The organism is Dyella marensis, from assembly GCF_049532885.1.
Taxonomy (GTDB): Bacteria; Pseudomonadota; Gammaproteobacteria; order Xanthomonadales; family Rhodanobacteraceae; genus Dyella_D; species Dyella_D marensis.
On the sequence record NZ_CP064029.1, the window covers coordinates 4,005,998 to 4,029,286 of the forward strand.

14 protein-coding genes are annotated in these 23,289 nt (G+C 66.3%); 8 read left to right on the forward strand and 6 right to left on the reverse strand.

The features are described 5' to 3' along the window. Window positions 1-267 precede the first annotated feature (267 nt). The 3 genes from ISN75_RS17565 (at window position 268) to ISN75_RS17575 (ending at window position 8,599) form a co-directional block, all read left to right on the forward strand. Window positions 268-2,871: a glycosyltransferase family 2 protein gene (locus ISN75_RS17565; RefSeq protein ID WP_167256581.1), complete on the forward strand. Its 2,604-nt coding sequence runs from the start codon at window positions 268-270 to the stop codon at window positions 2,869-2,871. 200 nt (window positions 2,872-3,071) lie between these two features. Next, window positions 3,072-4,838 carry an autotransporter assembly complex protein TamA gene (locus ISN75_RS17570; protein ID WP_168647880.1) on the forward strand — a complete coding sequence of 589 codons (1,767 nt, stop codon included), beginning with the start codon at window positions 3,072-3,074 and terminating at the stop codon, window positions 4,836-4,838. Window positions 4,839-4,849: 11 nt separating this feature from the next. Then, window positions 4,850-8,599 carry a translocation/assembly module TamB domain-containing protein gene (locus ISN75_RS17575; RefSeq protein WP_343820918.1) on the forward strand — a complete coding sequence of 1,250 codons (3,750 nt, stop codon included), beginning with the start codon at window positions 4,850-4,852 and terminating at the stop codon, window positions 8,597-8,599. 62 nt (window positions 8,600-8,661) lie between these two features. On the opposite strand, the gene ISN75_RS17580 is transcribed toward ISN75_RS17575, so the two are convergent. The 3 genes from ISN75_RS17580 to ISN75_RS17590 form a co-directional block, all read right to left on the reverse strand. Continuing rightward, entirely contained in the window at window positions 8,662-9,831 is a 1,170-nt protein-coding gene (locus tag ISN75_RS17580; RefSeq protein ID WP_423385086.1) for a hypothetical protein, read from the reverse strand. A gap of 214 nt (window positions 9,832-10,045) precedes the next feature. After that, window positions 10,046-10,786, reverse strand: a complete 741-nt coding sequence (locus tag ISN75_RS17585) for a thioredoxin family protein (protein WP_343820915.1) — start codon at window positions 10,784-10,786, stop codon at window positions 10,046-10,048. A gap of 22 nt (window positions 10,787-10,808) precedes the next feature. After that, a complete protein-coding gene (locus tag ISN75_RS17590) occupies window positions 10,809-12,272 on the reverse strand; it encodes an MFS transporter (RefSeq protein WP_343820913.1) in 1,464 nt (487 codons plus the stop codon). 372 nt (window positions 12,273-12,644) lie between these two features. Here ISN75_RS17590 and ISN75_RS17595 point away from each other — a divergent pair, with 372 nt between their 5' ends. The 3 genes from ISN75_RS17595 to ISN75_RS17605 all read left to right on the forward strand — a co-directional run bounded on the left by ISN75_RS17595 (window position 12,645) and on the right by ISN75_RS17605 (window position 17,422). Next, window positions 12,645-15,980 carry a GH92 family glycosyl hydrolase gene (locus ISN75_RS17595; protein ID WP_343820911.1) on the forward strand — a complete coding sequence of 1,112 codons (3,336 nt, stop codon included), beginning with the start codon at window positions 12,645-12,647 and terminating at the stop codon, window positions 15,978-15,980. 192 nt (window positions 15,981-16,172) lie between these two features. After that, window positions 16,173-16,418: a hypothetical protein gene (locus ISN75_RS17600; RefSeq protein ID WP_343820909.1), complete on the forward strand. Its 246-nt coding sequence runs from the start codon at window positions 16,173-16,175 to the stop codon at window positions 16,416-16,418. 689 nt (window positions 16,419-17,107) lie between these two features. Further along, window positions 17,108-17,422 carry a hypothetical protein gene (locus ISN75_RS17605; RefSeq protein ID WP_343820907.1) on the forward strand — a complete coding sequence of 105 codons (315 nt, stop codon included), beginning with the start codon at window positions 17,108-17,110 and terminating at the stop codon, window positions 17,420-17,422. A gap of 201 nt (window positions 17,423-17,623) precedes the next feature. Here the strand turns inward: ISN75_RS17605 and ISN75_RS17610 are convergent, their stop codons facing one another. Then, window positions 17,624-18,655 (reverse strand): NADP-dependent oxidoreductase, encoded by a 1,032-nt coding sequence (locus ISN75_RS17610; protein ID WP_168647874.1) that lies wholly within the window; start codon window positions 18,653-18,655, stop codon window positions 17,624-17,626. An 83-nt stretch (window positions 18,656-18,738) separates the two neighbouring features. After that, the gene (locus tag ISN75_RS17615) at window positions 18,739-19,341 is read right to left on the reverse strand and encodes a TetR/AcrR family transcriptional regulator (protein WP_168647873.1); all 603 of its coding nucleotides are present in this window, start codon (window positions 19,339-19,341) and stop codon (window positions 18,739-18,741) included. 126 nt (window positions 19,342-19,467) lie between these two features. On the opposite strand from ISN75_RS17615, the gene ISN75_RS17620 reads away from it, so the two are divergent. Next, window positions 19,468-21,531 (forward strand): M13 family metallopeptidase, encoded by a 2,064-nt coding sequence (locus tag ISN75_RS17620; RefSeq protein ID WP_343820906.1) that lies wholly within the window; start codon window positions 19,468-19,470, stop codon window positions 21,529-21,531. Between the two features lie 362 nt (window positions 21,532-21,893). Continuing rightward, complete coding sequence (locus ISN75_RS17625; RefSeq protein WP_167256443.1) at window positions 21,894-22,325, forward strand: universal stress protein; 432 nt, start codon at window positions 21,894-21,896, stop codon at window positions 22,323-22,325. Between the two features lie 6 nt (window positions 22,326-22,331). Here ISN75_RS17625 and ISN75_RS17630 read toward each other — a convergent pair whose 3' ends face one another. Continuing rightward, entirely contained in the window at window positions 22,332-23,165 is an 834-nt protein-coding gene (locus tag ISN75_RS17630) for a helix-turn-helix transcriptional regulator (RefSeq protein WP_343820904.1), read from the reverse strand. Between the last annotated feature and the right edge of the window lie 124 nt (window positions 23,166-23,289).

Sequence of the window (23,289 nt, forward strand, 5' to 3'; positions counted from 1 at the left end):
TTCTCCCCTCCGGGGAGAAGATGCCGGCAGGCAGATGAGGGGCGGGTGCTCGCGAAAGAGGGTCGACGGAGCGTCGCCCGTTCTCCGCTCCCGCTTCACCGCTCCGCCCGCCCCCTCACCCCAGCCCTCTCCCCGGCGGGGAGAGGGAGCCAAGGGCTGACCTCGCGCTGACCACCTGGGAACCGCCTTTATTGAGCCTGCTGCCCACCCTCGGTAAGCTCCTCAAGCTTTGGCGCCTCGTGTGAGAGGCAACCACGGGGATCGTTCTTGAGCGCTACCGCTGCAGCAGCCACCCATCCCAGCCGGTCCACGCTGTTTTCAGCCATTCTGCTGGCGCTGGTCGTCGCGGCGCTGAATGTCGGCCTGTGGTGGTGGGGCAACCTTCCGAACGGTCCCAAGGACTGGAGCGGCCCGGTCGGCGGCTTCGCCCTGTCGGCCTTCCAGCGCTACCAGAACCCGCTGAAGAACGATTTCCCCAGCGAGGAGGAGATCGAGGGCGACCTGAAGCTGCTCAGCCGCTACACCTCGCGCATCCGCACCTATTCCACCCTGCAGAATCCCCAGGTCTACCGCCTGGCCGAGCGCGACGGGCTGGACGTCATGGCCGGCGCCTGGATGGACCGCCGCCTGGACAACAACGAGCTGGAGCTGGACGCGCTGATCGCCCAGGCCCGCCGCTACCCCAATTCGATCACCCGCGTGATCGTCGGCAACGAGGTGCTGTTCCGCGGCGACCTCACCCCCGAGCAGCTGATGGCCTATGCCGACCGCGCCCGCGCGGCGCTGAAGCAGCCGGTGTCGATCGCCGAGCCCTGGCATATCTGGGCCATGTACCCGGAACTGGCCGACCACGTGGACTTCATCACCGTCCACCTGTTCCCGTACTGGAACGGGGTGCCCCGCGCCGACGCCGTCGTGGACGCGATGAAGAGCTACGAGGCCCTGCAGCAGCTGTTCCCGAACAAGCACATCGTGATCGGCGAGATCGGCTGGCCGTCCAACGGCGACCGCTTCAAGTACGCCCAGCCCTCGGTCTCCGACGAAGCGATCTTCCTGCGCCTGTGGTTCAACAAGGCCAAGCAGGAAAAGCTCGACTACTACGTGATGGAAGCCTTCGACCAGCCCTGGAAGGAAAAGCTGGCCGGCCGCACCGAAGCCTATTGGGGCATGTTCAATGCCGACCGCCAGCCCAAGTTCCCGTTCACCGGCCCGGTGACCGAGGACACCGGCTGGCCGTGGAAGGCGCTGGCCGCCGGCCTGCTGGCACTGGTGCCGATGATCTGGTTCGGGCGCCGCTTCGCGCGCTTCAAGCTCACCGGCCGCTTCTTCTTCGCCGCGCTGATCCAGCTGGCCTGCGGCCTGGTGGTGTGGTCGGCCACCCTGCCCTTCAATTTCTACCTGAGCTGGATCGACTGGACCATGCTGGTCCTGCTGTTCCCGGCGCAGATCGCCATCCTGGCCATCCTGCTGATCAACGGCTTCGAATTCACCGAAGTGCTGTGGCGGCGCTCGTGGGTGCGCCACGCCGGCATGCTGCGGCCGGATCCGCCGGCGAAGCAGCCATTCGTGTCGATCCACCTGGCCTGCTACAACGAGCCGCCGGAAATGGTGATCGTCACGCTCGACTCGCTGGCCGAGCTCGAGTACGAGAACTACGAAGTCCTGGTGATCGACAACAACACCAAGGACCCGGCGATCTGGCAGCCGGTGCAGGAATACTGCGAAAAGCTCGGCCACCGCTTCCGCTTCTTCCACCTGGAGCCGTGGCCCGGCTTCAAGGCCGGCGCGCTGAACTTCGGCCTGAAGGAAACCGATCCGCGCGCCGACGTGGTGGCGGTGATCGACGCCGACTACGTGGTGCGCCAGGACTGGCTGGCCACGCTCACCGGCCACTTCCACGACCCCAAGGTGGCCGTGGTGCAGTGCCCGCAGGCGCACCGCGATTTCGAGCACAACCGCTTCCGCCGCATGACCGCGTGGGAATACGACGGCTTCTTCCGCATCGGCATGCACCACCGCAACGAGCGCAACGCGATCATCCAGCACGGCACCATGACCATGGTGCGCCGCTCGGCGCTGGAAGGCACCGGCGGCTGGTCCGAATGGACCATCTGCGAAGACGCGGAACTGGGCCTGCGCCTGATGCATGCCGGCTACGAGCTGGTCTACGTCGACGAGCTGATGGGCAAGGGCCTCACCCCGGCGGACTTCAAGGCCTACAAGAGCCAGCGCTACCGCTGGGCCTTCGGCGCGATGCAGATCCTCAAGGGCCGCTGGGACTGGATGACGCGCAAGGGTCCGCTCTCGGTGGGCCAGCGCTTCCACTTCCTCACCGGCTGGTTCAGCTGGTTCGCCGACGCGCTGCATCTGATCTTCACCCTGATGGCGATCTTCTGGACCGCCGGCATGGTGGCCGCGCCGAAGCTGTTCACCCTGCCGATGCAGTTGTTCCTGATCCCGGTGATCGGCTTCTTCTTCGCCAAGGCCATCTTCGGCATCGTGCTGTACCGCGCCCGCGTGCCCTGCAGCTGGTACGACACCTTGATGGCCTCGCTGGCCAGCATGGGCCTGTCGCACGCCATCGCGCGCGGCATCCTGCACGGCCTCACGCGCGAGAAGACCTCGTTCGTGGTCACCGCCAAGAGCCGCCGCCTGGGCGGCAGCAACTTCGCCGCCTTCGCGCCGGTGCGCGAGGAAATGCTGATGGCCATCGCCCTGCTGCTGTGCGTGGTGGGCATGGGCATGGCCTACGGCACGCACTACGTGGAGAGCAAGCTGTGGATGTTCATCCTCAGCGCGCAGGCGATTCCGTACGTGTCGGCCGTGGTCGGCGCGTGGATCGCGCACAAGGCCGGCGACAAGGCCGGTTGATCCCCGCCACGCCAGCGTAGGTTGGGGTGAGCGCCAGCGAACCCCAACACCGCAGTACCCTCCACGCGCGTTGAAGTTCGCATTCGCCCCCCACCGCACGAACCCGCGAACGGCAGCCCGAGGTTGCGGTCTCACCTCCACCCGCTAAGCTCGGACCAGGCGATGCATTCGCCTGCCGCACCAATGGATGGAACCCCCGCATGCGCCGACAACGACGCCTGGGCCTGGCCGCCCTGCCCCTGCTGTTGCTGAGCCCGTTCGCGCGGGCCGGCGTGCAGCTGGTGGTGGACGGGGTGGACGACACGCTCAAGGCTCCGGTGATCGCCGGCGTCGAACTCTCCCAGTACGCCAACCGCGACGTGAGCGAAGCCCAGGTGCGCCGCCTGTTCGAGCGCGCGCCGGAGCAGGTGCGCAGCGCGCTGGAGCCCTACGGCTATTACGAAGCCAGCGCCGCAGGCGACATCCAGCAGAACGGCGCCGACTGGCGCGTCACCCTGCACGTGAAACCGGGCGAGCCGGTGCTGGTCAGCGCGGTCGAGGTCAAGCTCGACGACGAGGCCATGAAGATTCCCGCCGTGCGCCGCGCCGAGCGCGCGGTGGAACGGCTCAAGGGCCAGCAGCTCAATCACGGCACCTACACCAGCACCCGCGACGCGCTTGCCGGCGCGCTCACCGCCAACGGTTATCTGTCCGCGCGCATGGTCACCCACCGCGTGGAGGTCAACCGCGGCGAGCGCACCGCCACCATCGCGCTGGCGTGGGAAGCCGGCAAGCGCTACCGCTACGGCGAAGTGCACTTCGAAGGCTCGCAATTCAAGCAAGGCTTCCTGCAGCGCTACGTGCCGTTCAAAAGCGGCGACTATTTCCAGCAGGACCAGCTGCTGCAGCTGCAGCAGGCGCTCAACGGCGCCGACTATTTCTCGGTGGTCAATGTGCTGCCGGACGTGGACGAGGCCAGGGACGGCGTGGTCGACGTCACCGTGCAGCTGGCGCCGGCCAAGCGCACCATCTACACCGGCGGTCCCTTCGTCGGCACCGACACCGGCGCCGGCGTGCGCGCCGGCATGGAGCGGCGCTGGATCAACCGCAGCGGCCATAAGTGGAAGAACGAACTGGTGCTGGCGCAGCGATTGAAGACGCTGTCCACGCTGTATTCCATTCCCATGCCGGGCGACAACCAGCGCTCGTTCAACTTCGGCGCCAACTTCCGCGACGCCAACACCGACACCTCGAAATCGCGCACGCTCGAACTGGTCGCCAACGAAACCCGCCTGTGGCACGGCTGGACGCGCACCGTCGGCCTGCATGCGCTGTCCGGCACCTTCACCGTGGGCAAGCAGGCCGGCGAGAACGACAACGTCGCCGGCATCGAGCACGGCCGCAGCACGCTGTTCTATCCGGAGGCCTCGCTGTCGCGCAAACAGGCCGACAACCCCACCTTCGTGCGCAACGGCTGGGCGATCGACATCTACGCGCGCAGCACGGTCGGCACCTTGCTGTCCGACGCCAGCTTCAGCCAGCTCGCCGCGGATGCGAAGTGGATCCGCGCCTTCACCAAACGCGACCGCCTGATCCTGCGCGGCAGCGTCGGCTATACCTGGACCAACGACTTCAACGCGCTGCCGCCGCAGCTGCGCTTCTTCGCCGGCGGCGACCGCTCGGTGCGCGGCTACGGCTTCCAGACCATCGGCCCGCGCAACGACTTCGACCGCGTGGTCGGCGGGCGCAACCTGCTGGTGGCCAGCTCCGAAGTGGAGCACTACTTCACCCGCAACTGGGGCATGGCCGCCTTCGTCGACGCCGGCAATGCCTTCGACGGCACCGATTACCGGCCGCGCGTCGGCGCCGGCCTGGGCGTGCGCTGGCTGTCGCCGGTGGGCATGATCCGCGTGGACGTCGGCACGCCGGTCAATGACAAGCGCGAACACGGGGTGCAGTTGCATCTCGTGATCGGGCCGGACTTGTGAGGAAAATGACGATGGCCAAGTGGCTCAAGCGCATCGGCATCTTCCTCGGCATCGTGGTGCTGTTGCTGGCGGTTGCGCTGTGGTGGCTGCTGGGCAGCGCGTCCGGCCTGCGTTTCGCCCTGGCGCGCGCGCAAGCCTTTACCGATGGCGCGCTTACCGTGCAGCAGGCGGATGGCCATCTCGCCGGCCCGCTGCAGCTCAAGGGCCTGCGCTACGCCGACGGCCAGGGCATGGAAGTGAAAGTGGCCAGCGCCACGCTCGACCTGCGCCTGTGGCCGCTGCTGCGCAAGCGCGCGCATGTGCTGAACCTGGATGCCGACGGCATCGAGGTCGCGCTGCCCAAGCCGAAGGAAGAAGAAAAACCCGGCGAAAGCAGCTTTTCGCTCAAGCCGCCGCTGGACATCGTGCTGGACCGCGTCCACGTCGGCGCCGTGCGCATCGCGCAGGCGGGCGAGCCGCTGTTCGCCTCCAACCGCCTGGACCTGGCCGGCCAGTGGACCTCCGCCGGCATCGAGCTGCACCAGCTCAAGCTGCTGGCGCCGGATGGCCACGCCGACCTCAACGGCAAGCTCGTAATCGCCGCCGGCGAACAAGGCGATGGCGCCGCGGGTTTCGCCTGGAAGGTGGCCGGCGTGGAATACGCCGGCAGCATCGAAGCGCACGGCGACGGCAAGCGCATCAAGACCGAACTCAAACTCACCCAGCCCACCGCGCTGCAACTCACCGTGGACGCCGCGCAGCGCGGCGACTACGACTGGAACGCGCGCCTGGACGCGCCGCGCTTCGATCCCAAGCCCCTGCTCGGCGACAGCTCGCTCACCGCGCTGGGCCTGGCCCTGCAGGGCAGCGGCGACCGCCACGGCGGCACGCTGCAGGGCAAGGTCGATCTCAACGACTACCAGCTGCTGCTGCAGCCGCTGAGCGCGCGCTTCAGCGACGACTTCAAGACGCTGCAACTGCAGAAGCTCACCCTGGGCTCGCCGCAGATCAAGGGCCAGCTCGAAGCCAACGGCACCGTGCAGCTCGGCGCGCAACCGGTGAGCGGCGACCTGACCATCGCCTGGAAAGACCTGCTGCTGCCCGCGTCGCTCGCCGGCCAGGACCTGGCCAGCCAGGGCAGCCTGAAAGCACGCGGCAGCGCGGATGCGTTCCATGCCGAAGGCGATGTGGACGTCGGCCCGCCCGGCAGGCTGGCCAAGCTCGCGCTCAATCTGGACGGCACGCCGAAACTCGTCACCCTGCACACGCTGGAACTCAAGCAGCCGCAGGGCGGCATGCAGGCCAAGGGCACGCTCACCCTGCAGCCCGCGCTGGCCTGGCAGCTCGAAGCCACGGCGAACAAGCTCGACCCGGGCCAGCTGCTGGCCGGCTGGAACGGCGCGCTCGATTTCGACATCGCCACCGACGGCACGCTGCCGCAGAACCAGCCCGACGCCACGCTGGATATCCGCAAGCTCGCCGGCACCCTGCGCGACCGACCCGTCCGCGCGCAGGGCAAGCTGCATCTCACGCCGCAACAAGTGGTGGACGGCAAGCTCGATCTCGCCTCCGGCGGCAGCACGGTCAAGCTCGACGCCAAACCCGGCGCCAGCAACGACGCGCAGCTCGACCTGGCCATCGCCTCGCTGGGCGACTGGCTGCCGGATGCGCAAGGCCGCGTGCAGGGCGACCTGCGCCTGCGCGGCAAGGCGCCGAAGTTCTCGCTCGACGCCAGGCTGCAAGGCAATGGCATCGCCTACGCCGGCCAGACCGTCGACAGCCTGCACCTCAACGCCAGCCTGCCCGACCTCAGCAACCCCGGCGGACAGCTCGACCTGGAAACCGGCGCCGCCAGGCTCGGCGGCCTGGATTTCAAGCGCATCGACCTGCACGGCGAAGGCAGCTCCGCACGCCACAGCCTCACCCTGCAGGCCAGCGGCCAGCAGCTTTCCACGCGCGTCGCGCTCAGCGGCGGCATGAAGGGCAGCGCGTGGAACGGCACGCTGTCCACGCTGGACCTGGAGCCGCAGGGCATTCCGCGCTGGCATCTGCAGCAGCCCTCGCAGCTGGGCTACGACAACGGTGCGATGAGCCTGTCCGAGCTGTGCCTCACCGCCGGCGAACCGCAGCTGTGCGTGGCCGCCAGGCAGGACAAGGCCGGCAATCTCGACGCCAACTATCGCCTGCGCGACTTGCCGCTTGCGCTGCTGATGACCTTCGCCGGCCCCGGCATGCCGATGCGCGCCGACGGCACCCTCGGCGGCAGCGGCAGCATCCGCCGCAACGCGGCCGGCGCGCTCAGCGGCAGCGCCTCGATCACCTCGCCGCGCGGCACCGTCACCTATGTCGACCGCGCCGACCAGCCGCTGCTGTCCTACAACGAACTCGCACTGCAGGCCCAGCTCAGCCCCTCCAGCCAGAACGCCACCTTGCACGCGGGCCTCAACGACGGCGGCCGCGTCGACGGGCAGGTCTCGATCAACGGTGCGCAGCAGGCGCTGGGCGGGCAACTGGAACTGCACCTCAACAATCTCAAGTTCATCGAACTCTTCAGCAATGAAGTCGCGGAAGTGAAAGGCGCGGCCAACGGCAGCTTCCGCTTCGCCGGTACCTTGGCGCAGCCGCTGGTTTCGGGCCAGGCGGCCGTCACCGGCTTCGCCGCCGAAGTGCCGTCAGCGGGTTTGAAGCTCAGCCAGGGCCAGCTCACCGTCAGCACCACCGACGCCAGGCAGTTCCTGATCGGCGGCAGCGTGCAGTCGGGCAAGGGTTCGCTGCGCATCGACGGGCATGCGGGCGTCGGCGAAGGCGCCACCACCGCGATCAACGTCAAGGGCAGCCAGTTCACCGCCGCGGATATTCCCTCGGCCAAGGTAATCATCTCGCCCGACCTGAAGATCACCCAGGACGCCAAGGGCATCAACGTCGGCGGCGACGTCACGCTCGACACCGCCGACATCGACGTCTCCCGCCTGCCCGGCGCGGGCGCCACGCAGGCCTCGCCCGATGTGGTGGTGGTGGACCAGGAGCAGCAGGCGGAGAAAGCCAAGGCCTTGCCGATCACCGCGTCGGTGAAGGTCGATCTGGGGCGCAAGACGCATCTGGTCGGCTTCGGCCTGGACGGCCGCCTCAGCGGAACGCTTACCGTCAGCGAGCGTCCCGGCCGCGCCACCACGGGCCAGGGGCAGATCACCGTCGACGGTATCTACAAGGCTTACGGCCAGAGCCTGCAGATCGAGCAGGGCCGTTTGCTGTTCGCGAGCACGCCGGTCGACAACCCCGGCCTGGATATCCGCGCGGCGCGCAAGCTCAATCCGAATGCCACCATCGACGAAGGCCAGAAGGTGGGCCTGATGGTGTCCGGAACGGCGCAGCGCCCGGTGCTTACCGTGTTCTCCAATCCGGTGATGGAGCAGTCGGATGCGCTGTCGTACCTGATCACCGGCAAGCCACTGTCGCAGGTGAAAGGCGGCGAAGGCGACATGGTCGGCGCGGCGGCGCAGGCGCTGGGTTCGGCGGCGGGCGATCTGCTGGCCAAGAGTGTGGGCAGCAAGCTCGGTATCGACGACGTGGGGGTTTCGAGCAACGAGGCGCTGGGTGGAACGTCGGCGTTTACCGTCGGCAAATTCCTGTCGCCGCGTTTGTATCTGAGCTATGGCGTGGGGCTGTTCGAGCCTGGGCAGGTGGTGACGCTGCGTTATCGCTTGAGCCATCGGTGGAATTTCGAGGCGCAGAGTGCGACGGATTTCAATCGGGCGAGTTTGAATTACCGCCTGGAGAAATAGCATCAGATACCACGTCCGTGCACGGGCGCCCCAGCCAGGCGCCCGTGCACCGGCGATGCGCTTCAATTCAGCGGCACTACCGCTTCGGCTTCGGCGGACATCGCCTCAGCCCGCTCCCTCCAAAGACGCGCCATATTCGCGACGCCAGGCTTTCCCAGGGCCACTCCGTGCATGTCCTTCACCGCAGGGTTCGAGTAGTAATTCACCCGCTTGCTCTGCGTCTGGTATCCCTGCGTATGACTGCAGAGGATGGTGAGGGATTTGCCATTGTCATAACCATGCCGATAACTGGCATCGCCCTCCGCGCAGTGATGGCCGCCGACGATATGACCTATTTCGTGCTTGAAAACATGCTTGAACTTCACGGTCTGCATGCTCGCCCGGCCTCCCGTCCACGCCATGCCTTCGGTCCCGTCTTCGGCCGTGGTATCGAAAAAGCCGGCGAACAGATCGGCTCCCTTATCGAACATGTCCTGCTCGAACAGATCGTAGCTCTTGTCCAGGTTCTCCGCGCTGATGATGAAGTCCTGCTTGATGGTCCGCACTCCCACCAGCCGCAGGCGAACCTTCTGCACCTTCGAGTTCTGCAAGGCCCGGTTGACCGAAGCGACCTGGGCGAGCGCATAGGCTTTCGCGTCTCCGACTTTCTTGACGGCAGCCTCCGAAAATCCCGCGAAGACATCGATCACGATAAAGCCCTTGGAATCGACGTCCGCTTTTCCAGCACGGTCCGCCGGCTTGGGCGGCCGGGGATTTTCGATACCGTCCGGATCCTTGAAGCCGTTGCCGCCATCGTCGTCGGCCGCATCGCGCATGCGTTGCAACCCGTGGCGGTCTCCGGCAATCAAGCCGCTTCGATGCGGCGCTTCGAGCATGGCGAGAAACTCGCCGTTATCGCGATTTACCACCACCAGAGAACCTTGCACTTCGCCGCGCCCGTCGGTCAGAACGCTGCTCGCGACCCGGTAGTCCTCGTATCGATCAACCCAGCCATCGGGCGAAACCGTCAGGTCGTGCAGGACCGGCGACCCCTTGCCGAAACTCGAACCGACCACGCCCCTGGGCGAGGCGGCCGGAAAAGCAAGAATACCCGGATCAAGAAAATGCCCGACCGATGGCGCCTGTTCTTCGGCGGCGATCGCGGTGGCCATGCTTCCACCGATCAACAACAGCATGGCGCCGATAAAGTAATGCCTGCGCATAAATCCCCCGACATCCTGGCTTCGCTGCACGCCGCGCCACCTCGCCGTGGCGACGGCGCTCCCAAGGTCGGCCGCGCGCCGGCTCGAAGCCGGCTCAACAGGGCCGCAGCCTTGTGGACCAAGCTTTGACTCACCCCTGGTTTGCGGGCAAGAGCAGCCGATGGCGAGGGGATACAAAGCGCATCAAAGACGTACTCAGAAATCGCGAGAGCCCGATATCCGCTTATCCGGAGCCGCGATGGCTTCAGGACGAAGAGTCTTTGCACCCGCATCCTGTCGAAGATCCATACCTGTCGCGCAATCGCACCCAATCCCCCAGCGACCGATACGGCCCGTTCTCGGCCCGCCCCTTCGGCATCACATCCAGAAACCCATAGATCCCGAGAAACTGCTCGCCACCGCGCCCGAAAGTCGAGTACGTATGGAAGATCCTGCCATCCGCATCCTTGTAGAACACGCTGTCGCCCGAGTAATCCGTGCCCTCCGGCTTCTCTTCGCGATAGTTGTAGGTCGCCTTGCCCTGGGCCATCTGCTCCGGCGTGAACGACACCTGGAAGTCGTAGTTGAAGTCGCTGCGATGCGACGACACGAACGGAAACTGCCAACCCATGCGTTGCCGCAGCGCTTCGATCTCCGCGATCGGCGCACGCGCTATCGCCACATACGCCACGTCGTGGTTTTCCAGATGCATCAGGATGCCGGCCAGATGATCCACTTCGAAGGAGCAGCCGATGCAGGGATTCTCCTGCCCCGGCCGCAGCATGAAGTGCTTCACGAACAGCTGGCTGCGCCCGCCGAACAGCTCGGCCAGCGTCACCGGACCCTGCGGCCCGTCGAACACATAGGGCTCGGTCACCTCGAACCACGGCAGCTCACGCCGCGCGGCGCTGAGCTCGTCCTTCAGCCGCGTGAATTCCTTTTCCTTCTCCAGCAAGGCCACGCGCGCTTTTGTCCAGGCGTCGCGCGATACGGTCTGATGTTCCATCACGGCATCTCCTCGCAAGGTTTCAATGCGCCGACGCGGGCGCTTCGGCAGCCGCCGCTTCGCGCGGCCGCAGCAGCGTCGCGCCCAGCACCGCGCCCACCGCGGCAAAGCAGGCGCCGGCCAGGAAGGCCGTGCGATAACCGGTCAGCAAGGCCGCGCCGCGCTCGACGCCACCGGCCAGCGCGGTGCCGGTCTGCGAGGCGGCAAGACTGGCCAGCACCGCCAGGCCCAGCGCGCCGCCCATCATGAAGGCGGTATTGACCAGGCCGGAAGCGAGTCCCGATTCGGACGGCTCCACATCGCCCATCGCCGCCAGCAGCAAGGGATTGAACGCGATGCCCGCACCCAGCCCCAGCAGCACCATGCCCGGCATGATGTCGATCAGGTAATGCCCGTCCTGCGGCGCACGCGCGAACAACAGCAGGCCCAGCGCGGCAAATGCCAACCCCGCTGCCAACGGCTTGCGGATGCCGAAGCGCATCACCAGCTTGGCCGAGATGCCCAGCGAGAACACCGCCATGATCAGGTTGGCCGGCAGAAACGCCAGGCCCACTTCCAGCGGCCCGTAGCCCAGCACCAGCTGCATGTAGAGCGCGGACAGGAAGAACCATGCGAACATCGCCGCCGCCCACAGCACGCCCACCGTGTTGGACACCGCGATATTGCGCCGTACGAACAGGCGCAGCGGCATCAGCGGCTTGCGCACGCGCGCCTCGATCACGAAGAAAACCGCCAACAGCAGCACCGCAACCGCCAGCTCGCCCAGCGTACGCGCGGAAGTCCAACCCAGCTCATTGCCGTTGACGATGGCGTACACCGCCAGCATCAGCGCACTGGTCACGGTGATCGCACCGCTGACGTCGAGATGGCGCGTATCCGACACGCCCCTGGTCGACGGCAGCAGCTTCGGCGCGAACGCGATCACCGCGATGCCGATCGGCAGGTTCACCAGGAACACCCAATGCCAGGTCAGCGTGCTGGTCAGCACGCCGCCGAGCATCGCGCCCAGGCTGCCGCCGCCCGCGCAGACGAAGCCATAGATGCCCATCGCCTTGGCGCGATCGGCCGGCTCGGTAAACAGATCCATGATCAGCGACAGCGCCACCGCCGTAACCACCGCACCGCCCAGGCCCTGAATCGCCCGCGAGGCGATCAGGAAGCCCTGCGTCTGCGACAGCCCGCAAGCCAGCGAGGCCAGCGTGAACAGCGCGATGCCGAGCAGGAAGAACCGCCCGTGGCCATACAGATCGCCCAATCGCCCGCCGAGCAGCAGGAAGCCGCCGTAGGTAAGCATGTAGGCGTTGACCACCCAGGCCAGCTCGATGTCGCTGAACTTCAGGTCGGTTTTGATCGAGGGCAGCGCCACGTTCACGATGGTCGTGTCGAGCACGATCATCAGCACACCCATGCAGAGCACCAGGAGTGCGATCCAGCGTCGGCGCTCGGGGTGGTCGGCGTGCGTTCCGGGGGAAACGTCGTTCGTCATGTTTGGCTCGCTTGCGGGGGAGTTGGCCGGGGCATCTTGCGCCGGGTTTGTGAGGATGACGAATGTGGATGGCCGGAATCGACAAACTCCATCGAAGGAACTCTTCGCCCCTCCGGGGGAGAAGATGCCGGCAGGCAGATGAGGGGCCGGGGCTCGCCACGCGATATCAGCGGAGCAAAAAGCTCTTGAGCTGTTCGCGAGATTCAGCGCTTCGCTCCGCCCGTCCCCTCACCCCAACCCTCTCCCCGGAGGGGAGAGGGGGCCGCTCGGATGCTGCGCCGCGGTTTGACACAGTCCATTTAGAACGATTCAAATCGGGCCTCCCGCGCCCGGTCCCCTCGCACCGCGCGCCCACGAGGGGAAGACCTACGCATGCGCCACCGCCTCCGCATCTCCGCTGTGAACCTCCTGACCTGCGCCCTGCTGCTCGCCCTGCCCCTGGCGCATGCCAGCCAGGACGGCGCCTTCTTCAGCTCCTTCGAACCGGGCGACCCGGCGCTGCAGACGTCCAAGTCCCCGCTCGCCGTCGACATCGCCGGCGGCCCGGATAAAAACGTGGTACTCACCGCCAAGCCCGGCGTCGGCTTCACCGGCCTGCACTCGCTGCATTACCGCGGCCAGGGTGGCAAGGCGCAGGAAGCCGCGCTGTTCGACGTCAACCTGCCGGTGGGCGCGCATACGCAACTCTCCTACCTGCTGTTTCCGGTCACCGTGGGCGACAACCTCGCCAACCCGTCCACCTACACCGCGGTGGACCTGGTCTTCGACGACGGCTCGCATCTCTCGACCGACGCCGCCTACGACCAGCGCCACGTCGCCGCCACCGCACGCGCGCAGGGCGAAGGCCGCACGCTCTATCCCAACCAGTGGAACCGCCTGGTCATCGACGTGGGCGCGGTAGCGCAAGGCCGCACCATCAAGCGCATCGTGCTCGCGCAGGACGGCCCGGCCGGCACGGTGGAAGGTTTCCTCGACGACGTGCGCATCGGCGATGCGCCGGCGGATACCGCCACGCGCCCCAGCGACTACGTCAGCACCTTGCGCGGCACCAACTCCAATGCCGACTTCTCGCGCGGCAACAACGTCGTCGCCACCGCCTTGCCGCATGGCTTCAATTTCTGGGCGCCGGTAACCGATGCCGGTTCCGACTGGATGTACCAGTACCAGCAGCGCAACGGTGACGACAACCGCCCGCGCCTGGAAGCCCTGGTGCTGTCGCACGAACCCAGCCCGTGGATGGGCGACCGCCAGACCTTCCAGCTGATGCCGGCCAGCGTCGCCAGCGGCGCGCCCACCGCCAACCGCAAGGCACGTGCGCTGAGCTTCGGCCATGACCACGAAGTGGCACGCGCCGACTACTACAAGGTGGCGTTCGACAACGGCATCGTCAGCGAGATCGCACCCACCGACCACGCCGCGATTTTCCGCTTCACCTTCCCCGCCTCGCGCGGCCAGCTGGTGTTCGACAACCGCACCGATCAGGGCGGCATTACGCTCGATCCTTCCGGCCGCAGCTTCAGCGGCTACTCCGACGTGAAGAGCCGCCTTTCCACCGGCGCCACGCGTCTGTTCTTCTATGCCGAAGCCGACCAGCCCGTCAGCGAAAGCGGCAAGCTCGCCGGCGAAGGCCGCGACCATGTCGCCGCCTGGTTCGGCTTCGATACCTCGAAGAACAAGACGGTCAACCTGCGCATCGCCACCTCGCTGATCAGCGTCGACCAGGCCAAGCACAATCTCGCATTGGAGATCGCAAAGAGCGACACCCTCGACACCGTGCGCGAACGCGCGCGCAAGCGCTGGGACGAACAGCTCGGCATCGTTGCGGTCAAGGGTGCCAACCACGACGAGCTGGTCACGCTGTATTCCAACCTGTACCGCCTGTTCCTCTATCCCAACTCCGCCTACGAGAACACCGGCGACCAGGCCAAGCCCGTCTACCGCTACGCCAGCCCGTTCTCCGCCGCCACCGGCGACAACACGCCCACGCATACCGGCGCGCGCGTGCTCGACGGCAAGGTCTACGTCAACAACGGCTTCTGGGACACCTACCGCACCGCCTGGCCCGCCTACACCTTGCTGGCGCCGCGGCAAGCCGGCGAACTGATCGACGGCTTCGTGCAGGAATACCGCGACGGCGGCTGGATCGCGCGCTGGTCCTCGCCCGGCTATGCGGACCTGATGGTCGGCACCAGCGCCGACGTGGCCTTCGCCGACGCCTGGCTCAAGGGCATCCACAACTTCGACGTGCGCGGCTTCTACCAGGCCGCCCTGAAAGACGCGACCGTGCTCAGCCCCATCGCCGGCACCGGCCGCAAGGGGCTGGACCGCTCCAACTTCAACGGCTATGTCGACACCGGTACCAAGGAAGGCCTGTCCTGGTCGATGGACGGCTATATCAACGACTTCGCCATCGGCAACCTCGCCGCCGCGCTGGCCGCCGACCAGAACGCCAAGGATCCCTACCGCGCCAACTACGCCGCCGACGCCGAGTACTTCCACTCGCGCGCGCAGGACTACGTCAACCTGTTCAATCCAGAGATCGGCTTCTTCGTCGGCCGCGACGCCAAGGGCCAGTGGCGCTACACCAAGGCGCAGTTCGACCCGCTGCGCTGGGGCGACGACTACACCGAGACCAATGCCTGGAACATGGCCTTCCACGCCCCGCACGACGGCGCCGGCCTGGCCGCGCTGTACGGCGGCCGCGACAAACTCGCGGCGAAGCTGGACCAGTTCTTCGCCACGCCCGGCGAGTTCCACGTCGGCGGCTACGGCGAGCCGATCCACGAGATGCTGGAAGCGCGCGACATCCGCATGGGCCAGTACGGCCACAGCAACCAGCCCTCGCACCACATCCTCTACATGTACGCCTACGCCGGGCAGCCGTGGAAGACGCAGGACAAGGTGCGCGACCTGCTGTCGCGCGTGTACCTGGGCAGCGATATCGGCCAGGGTTATCCGGGCGACGAGGACAACGGCGAGATGTCGGCCTGGTACGTGTTCAGCGCCGCCGGCTTCTATCCGCTGCGCATGGGTGCGCCGGAGTATGTGATCGGCGCGCCGTTCTTCCCGCATATGGACATCAAGCTGGACAGCGGCAAGCACATCGTGATCGACGCGCCGCAGGTCAGCGACCGCAACCGCTACGTGCAGAGCCTGAAGGTCAACGGCCAGCCGTGGCATCGCCTCACCTTGCCGCATGAGCTGCTGGCGAAGGGCGCCACCCTGAGTTTCGAGATGGGACCGCAACCTTCGCACTGGGCGAGCGACGAAGCGGACTTGCCCACTTCGCTGAGCGGTGCGGCCGGCCCGAAACCGCTGCGCGACTTCACCGATGGCGGCAAGGGCGAGCGCGATGCAACCGGCGTCGCCAAGCCGGAGACCCTGTTCGACAACGACGGGCGCACCGACACCACGCTTGCCGCGCATGCCGTGGTGCGCTGGCATGCGCCGGCAGCGGCGAAGGTGGCGATGTATACGCTCACGTCGGCCCCGCTCGGCAACGCACCTGGCGATTGGACGCTGGAAGGCTCGAACGACGGCAAGCAGTGGTCGGCGCTGGACAGCCGCCATGGCGAGCGCTTCCCGTGGCCGGGGCAGACGCGTGCTTTCGGCATTGCCAAGCCCGGGAGCTATGCATGGTATCGGCTGAGTTTCGGCAACGGCGCCACTGTGTCGCTCGCCGAGCTGGAGTTCCTCGGCAACGAGTAAAGGCGTCGGCGTAGGTTGGGGTGAGCCGAAGGCGAACCCCAACACCGGCACGCCGATACGCCACGCCACGTTGGGGTTCGCCAATGGCTCACCCCAACCTACGCCACACGTTACCGAGCAGAACGAAAACCAAGCGTAGGTTGGGGTGAGCCGAAGGCGAACCCCAACAGCGGCACGCCGATACGCCATGCCATGTTGGGGTTCGCCAATGGCTCACCCCAACCTACGCCGCTCGGGATTCGCGATGCAAAGCTGACGATCCGGCGCGATGGCGGCCCTGAGCGCGAGTTGGCCGCGGCGAAGGGCGACGTGTTGTATTACGCGGGCGATGGCACCGATTACATCCACGTTGCGCGCGATGCGAAGGGACATCCGATAGCGCTTGAGTTCCATTCTGATGGAATGCTCACCGCTCGCCGCGAACCACGACTGCCCTGACGGTTGCGATCTGCATCAACGATGCATTTATCGGATTACGACTACAGACAACCCCAAGTTGCTCTGCTAGCGTGATTGCGTTGCCCGCGCTGTGATGTCAAGACGCGTCGCGGGCAACCATGGCAGCAATGTCGTGAGAGCGCGAGCCAAGGGTGCTAGGAACACCCTTGACCCGCTAACCATCACCAATCTAAGGAATTGATCATGGCTACCCCAGATCATACGTCACTCGTACGCTCGCCGATCCCCAGGGCGACACACCCACCGACTAATCGGGCCGTCCGCTTCTCTCGCGGACACGGTTGAAGAACCGCGGCCTAAGACCAGTCAACAAGATTCGTCACCACCCCTTCCTACTCGTCATTCCAGCGAAAGCTGGAATCCAGTGCCTTAAGGCGCTGGACCCCAGCGTTCGCTGGGGTGACGGTGAGGGATCGGGTGACAGCGTGTCCTGTTGGCTAGTCCAGGTGTCTTCGTAGGAATACTCCGAGCCAATCCATCCGGCACGTCGCCTCGTGCGACGGCGAAGCGCACCGACAACCGCAACCCACTTCATCAATCAAGCCGCCCGGCGCCCCTTCCAAGGGCCGTCGGTAAACCCCGAGTCCGTAAGATCGGCGGCGCGTCGTGCTGTCTGGCGGCGCGCCGTTTTACGAAGCGACGGGGCGGCGCATGGCAAGGAGTTGCTTATGGATATCTATGGCGAAGCGTGGCTCACACGCCACGTGGAATATTTTTCCGATCCGGAGGCGGGGCCGGATGCGTTGTTGAACGATGCGACGGAGTGGTTGCATTACGCGCATAACGCGATTCGGTTGTTGGCGGAGTTTGTCGAAGAACGCGGCAGCGTGAATGCGCAGCGATTGCCGACCATGCTGGAAAGCATCGCAGTGTTTATCGAGATGGGGACGCGCTGCGCGACGCAGGCTCATCTGCGGATGCAGTGGTTGCAGATACGCAGCGAAGAGCATTCGACGATCGAGGCCGAGAGCGACGCTCCCTAGAACAATCTAGCGACACCCTCTCAACCCCCTCTCCCCTCCGGGGAGAGGGTCGGGGTGAGGGGCCGGGCGGAGCGATGCGCTGACGGTCGAGAAAGCCTAAAAGCTTTTCCTCTCTTCGTAGCAACGCCACCGCGAGCACCCGCCCCTCATCTGCCTGCCGGCATCTTCTCCCCGGAGGGGAGAAGAGTTTCACCGTGTGGGTTAATCGGCGACCTTCACCACCAGCTTCCCAAAATTCTTCCCCTCCAACAGCCCGATAAACGCCTGCGGCGCATGCTCCAACCCCTCCACCACATCCTCGCGCAGCTTCACCTTCCCCTGCGCGATCCACTCCCCCATCTCACGCCGGAACTGCGCAAACCGCTCGCCATAGTGGTCGAGAATGATGAAGCCCTCCATCCGCACCCGCTTCTGCAGCACGGTGGACATCGCCAGCGGCAAGCGATTCGGCCCCGCCGGCAGCGACTTGTCGTTGTAGTGCGCGATGATCCCGCACACCGGCACGCGCGCATGGTTGTTGAGCAGCGGCAACACCGCGTCGAACACTTCGCCGCCGACGTTCTCGAAGTAGACGTCGATCCCCTTCGGGCAAGCCTCCGCCAGCTTCTTCGCCAACTCCGGATCGCGCCGGTCCAGGCACACATCGAAACCCAATTCGTCCACCGCGTACTGGCACTTGTCCGCGCCACCGGCAATGCCAACCACACGCGCCCCCTTCAACTTGGCAATCTGCCCCACCACCGAGCCCACCGCGCCAGTGGCGGCAGCCACCACCACCGTCTCGCCCGGCTTCGGCTGGCCGATATCGAGCAAGCCGTAGTGCGCCGTAAACGCCGGCATGCCCAGCCCGCCCAAGGCCAGCGACGGATGCGCCATATCGCCCAGCGGTAACAGGTCCTTGCCATCCGACAGCGCGTAGTCCTGCCAACCGGCATTGCTCAACACCAGATCGCCCACCTTGAATTGCGGATGCTTCGACGCCGCCACCCGGCTCACCGTGCCGCCCGCCATCGGCGCGCCGATCTTCACCGCTTCCGCGTAGCTCGGGCCGACCACGTCCATCAGGTTGCGCATATACGGATCGAGCGACAGATACAGCGTGCGCAGCAGCACCTGGCCTTCGGCGGGCTGCGGCACCGGCACTTCTTCCAGGCGCAGGTCCTGCGGCGTCGGCGCGCCCTTCGGATGCGCGGCAAGTACCAGGCGGCGGTTGACGGTGTCGTTCTGGGGCATGGGGATCACTCCTGTGGGGGATTAGACCGATCGTCTAGTCATCGGCCGCAAAAAAAGGCGGGAGCGCTTGCGCATCTCCCGCCTCAAACTTTGTCGTGCAGTCCGAGCAGTTGGCGTGTGCCGATCATCGCCGTGTCGAGCGGCGCGCGGTCGCGCGCGATCTTCGCCAGCAGGCTCGCGCCCAGCCAACTTTGATAAAGCATGGCCGCAACGGCGCGCGGCTCCAGCACCGGCTTCACCGAGCCATCCGCGCGCCCTTGCTCGATGCAGCGCGCCAACCGCTCGATCACACCGCCGGTGCCGCGCTCCAGCGCCGTGCGCATGCTCTCCGACAGATCGCACACTTCCGCGCCCAGCTTTACCGCCAGGCAGCGGCTCTGCGCTTCGTCGCCGGTCTGCGTATCCAGCCAGTCGTTGAAGTAGGCCAGCAGGCGCTGCGCCGCCGTGCCCTGCTGGGCCAGCAGCGCGTCGGTATGCGCGAGGTAGTTGCCGAAGTAGTCCTCCAGCACGGCTTCGCCGAAGGCCTCCTTCGAACCGAAGTAGTGATAGAACGACCCCTTCGGCACCCGCGCCGCGGCCAGCACCTCGGCCAGCCCCACGGCGGTGAATCCCTTGCTCAGCAACAGCGGCCTGGCTACATCCAGGATGTGCTGGCGGACGTCGGTGACTGGAGCGCTGGCGGTCATGGCGGCGCACTTTAATCGCCATTGGACCGGTCGTCTAGCAATCCGCCGGTGGCTAGCCCATTGGTCATGCCTGCGCATCCGCAAGCCCGGGTCTATCGTGAGCCACCTCTTCCCAGGAGCTCCACCATGAAGTCGAACCGATGGATTCTCGCCGCCACCATTGCGGCCGCCTGCGGCGTTGCACACGCGGCGCCCGCGCCCGCCCCTGCCGCCTCCGCCTCGGGCGTGGACCTGGCCGGCATCGATCACGCCGTGAAACCCGGCGACGACTTCAACGGCTACGCCAGCGGCAACTGGGCGAAGACCGCGCAGATTCCCGCCGACCGTTCCAGCACCGGCATCTTCCTCAAGGTGTTCGAGAAGGCCGAGAACCGCAACGCGGAACTGATCCGCGACATCGGCAAGAGCAACCCCAAGGCCGGCAGCAACGAGCGCAAGATCGCCGACTACTACGCCGCCTATATGAATGAAGCGGCGATCGAGAAGGCCGGCCTCGCGCCGATCAAGGCGCAGCTGGCCGAAGTCGACGCGATCAAGACCAAGGCCGACCTCGCCCGCGTGCTTGGCGGCACGCTGCGCGCCGACGTCGATCCGGTCAATGCCACCAACTGGTGGACGGAGAACCTGTTCGGCCTGTTCGTCACGCAAGGCCTGGAAGACCCTTCGCACAACGTGCCCTATCTGCTGCAGGGCGGCCTCGGCATGCCCAACCGCGACTACTACCTCAACGACGACGCCCAGATGAAGGGCTATCGCGAGAAGTACCAGGCGTATATCGCGGCGCAGCTCAAGCAGGCCGGCGTGCCGGATGCCGACGCCAAGGCGAAGGCCGTGCTGGATCTTGAAATCAAGATCGCCAAGGCGCAGGCCAGCATCGTCGACAGCGAGGACGTGCATAAGGCCAACAATCCGTGGGCGATGGCCGACTTCGCCAAGAAGGCGCCGGGCCTGGACTGGAACGCCTACTTCAGCGCGGCCGGCCTCTCGGGCCAGAAGACGGTGATCGCATGGCAGCCGGAGGCGATCAGCAAGCTCTCCGCCCTCACCGCCAGCGAACCGCTGCAGACCTGGAAGGACTGGCTGAGCTTCCACACCATCAACCACAGCGCCGGCCTGCTGCCCAAGGCCTATGCCGACGCCCGCTTCGAGTTCTACGGCCACACCCTGAACGGCACGCCCAAGCAGCGCGACCGCTGGAAGCGCGCGGTGGGTTCCACCGGCGATGCGCTGGGCGATGCGGTGGGCCAGATCTACGTGCAGCGTTACTTTCCCGCCTCTTCCAAGGCTCGCGTGACGCAGATGGTGGACAACCTCAAGGCCGCCTTCAACGAGCACGTCGACACGCTGGACTGGATGAGCCCCGCCACCAAGCAGAAGGCCAAGGCCAAGATCGCCACCTTGAAGGTGGGCGTGGGCTATCCGGAAACCTGGCGCGACTATTCGTCGCTGGAGATCCGCGCCGACGACGCGCTCGGCAATTCGCTGCGCGCGGAGCAGTTCGAGTACAAGCACCAGCTGGCCAAGCTCGGCCAGCCGGTGGACAAGGGCGAGTGGTGGATGACGCCGCAGACGGTGAATGCGGTGAACCTGCCGCTGCAGAACGCGCTGAACTTCCCCGCCGCCATTCTGGAAGCGCCGTTCTTCGACCCCAAGGCCGACGATGCCGCCAACTACGGTTCGATCGGCGCGGTGATCGGCCACGAGATCAGCCACAGCTTCGACAACACCGGCGCGGAATTCGACGCCGAAGGCCGCCTCGCCAACTGGTGGACACCGGACGACCAGGCCCACTTCAAGGCCGCCGGCCAGAAGCTGGTGGAGCAGTACAACGCCTACGAGCCGCTGCCGGGCCTGCATATCAACGGCCAGCAGACCTTGGGCGAGAACATCGCCGACGTGTCCGGCCTGGCGATTGCGCATGCGGCGTATGTGAAGTCGCTGGGCGGCAAGCCGGCGCCGGTGATCGACGGACTGAGCGGCGACCAGCGCTTCTTCCTGGCGTTTGCGCAGTCGTGGCGCACCAAGACGCGCGATGCGGCGCTGCGGGCGCAGGTGATCGGCGACGGGCATTCGCCGGGGTCGTTCCGGGCGCAGACGGTGCGCAACCTGGACGCGTGGTATGACGCGTTCAAGGTGCAGGCGGGGCAGAAGCTTTATCTGGATCCGAAGCAGCGGGTGAAGATCTGGTAAGGGTTTTTTCGTTCGATCTGGAGAGCCGCATCCGAAGGGGTGCGGCTTTCTTTTTTGGGTAAAGCGGAAGGGGGTATGGCTAGCCTTTGGCGTTGCGCTCCGGCCGGCCCCTCACCCCAGCCCTCTCCCCGGAGGGGAGAGGGGGTAGGTTGCGGCGGGTTGAAGGCAGTCCCCAAAACTCGAACTCTTCTCCCCTCCGGGGAGAAGATGCCGGCAGGCAGATGAGGGGCCATCCGAAGCGAACCCTTCCATCCAACGAAAGCCCAGTTGCAACCCCACCCCAATCAGCGGATATCAGAAACCGTCACCCGCCCTCGCCGCGCCCCAACCGCACGGCTGGCGAGCCACCTAGGGAGACGGCCATGTACACCCACATCCTCATTCCCACCGACGGCACCGACGCCTCCGTCCACGCCATCGACACCGGCATACGCCTCGCCGCTCAATTGCATGCGCGGGTGCACGCCCTGCACGTATTGCCGCCGCTGCCGGCCGTGAGCTTTATCGCCGACATCGTCCAGGGCGACGCCTGCAAGCGCCGCTCCATCGGGCATGCCCAGGAATACCTCGACGAAGTGCGCGAGAAAGCCCAGGCCGCCGGCGTCCCCTGCGATGGCGAATACGTGTTCGACAACCGCCCCTACGCCGCCATCGCCGGCGCGGCTACCAAGCACCACTGCGATCTGATCGTGATGGATGCACACACGCACAACGGTATCGAGCGCCTGATGCTGAGCAATGTCACGCACAAGGTGATTCTGTGCTGCGACGTGCCGGTGCTGGTGTGCCACTGAGGGCGCTTACGGATTCCGTTCCGCCAGCTGCCGGCAGCGCGCCGCGGTAGCTTCGTCCATCGGGAAGCAGCACTCGATGTGCAGCTCTTCCAGCGTCACGTCGCGCGGCGTGCCGAAGGTGGTGATGGTGGAGAAGAAATGCAGCTGCTCGCCATCGCCCTGCAGCACGGTGGTCATCAGCGGCGACGGCGCGGAGGACAGGTCGCGCGTGCGCCAGCTCGCCGGCACGCCCGGGTAGGCGAGCACTTCGTCCAATAGCGCACGTGCTTTCGTGTCGGACGGCGCCGCCGCCACTTCGTTGTGCAGGTGGCGCACGATGCTTTCGGCGATCTCTTCCCAGTTGACCACCGCCTGGCGGAAGTCTTCCGGATCGAACATCTGCCGCAGCATATTGGTGTGCTTGCTGGGCTGGCCGTGCATCACGTAGTCGCCCACCCGCTCGGCCGCGCGGTTGGCGCCGAGCACGTCCCAATGGCGGTTGAGCAGGAAGGCCGGGTACGGCTCCTGCTGCTGCAGGATCGCGTCGATCGCCTTGCGGATCTGCGCCATCGCCGGCATGGCCAGTTCGGTTTCCGGGTATTTCGCCGCGAAGCCCGCCGCCACCAGCAGCGCGTTGCGCTCGCGCAGCGGCATGCCGAGGGTGTCCGCCAGGCGCGCCAGCATCTCGCGGCTGGCCTGGGACTTGCCGGTTTCCACGCAGCTCAGGTGGCGGGCGGAGATGCCCGCCTCCAGGGCCAGGTCGAGCTGGCTGAGACGGCGCGCGGCGCGCCATTCGCGTAGCAGTCCGCCTACGGCGGAAGCGGGTGCGGCCATCGGCAAGGGGGCGTGGGCTCGGTTCATGGGGCGCGAGCATACGGCGCGGTCCGTACCCAGACCAATGACCTGGCAGGTCATGCCGCCATGACCTGCCAGGTCATTGCCGCCATGCCGTCGCGAGCGAATCATCCGCACCCATCAGCCGTCC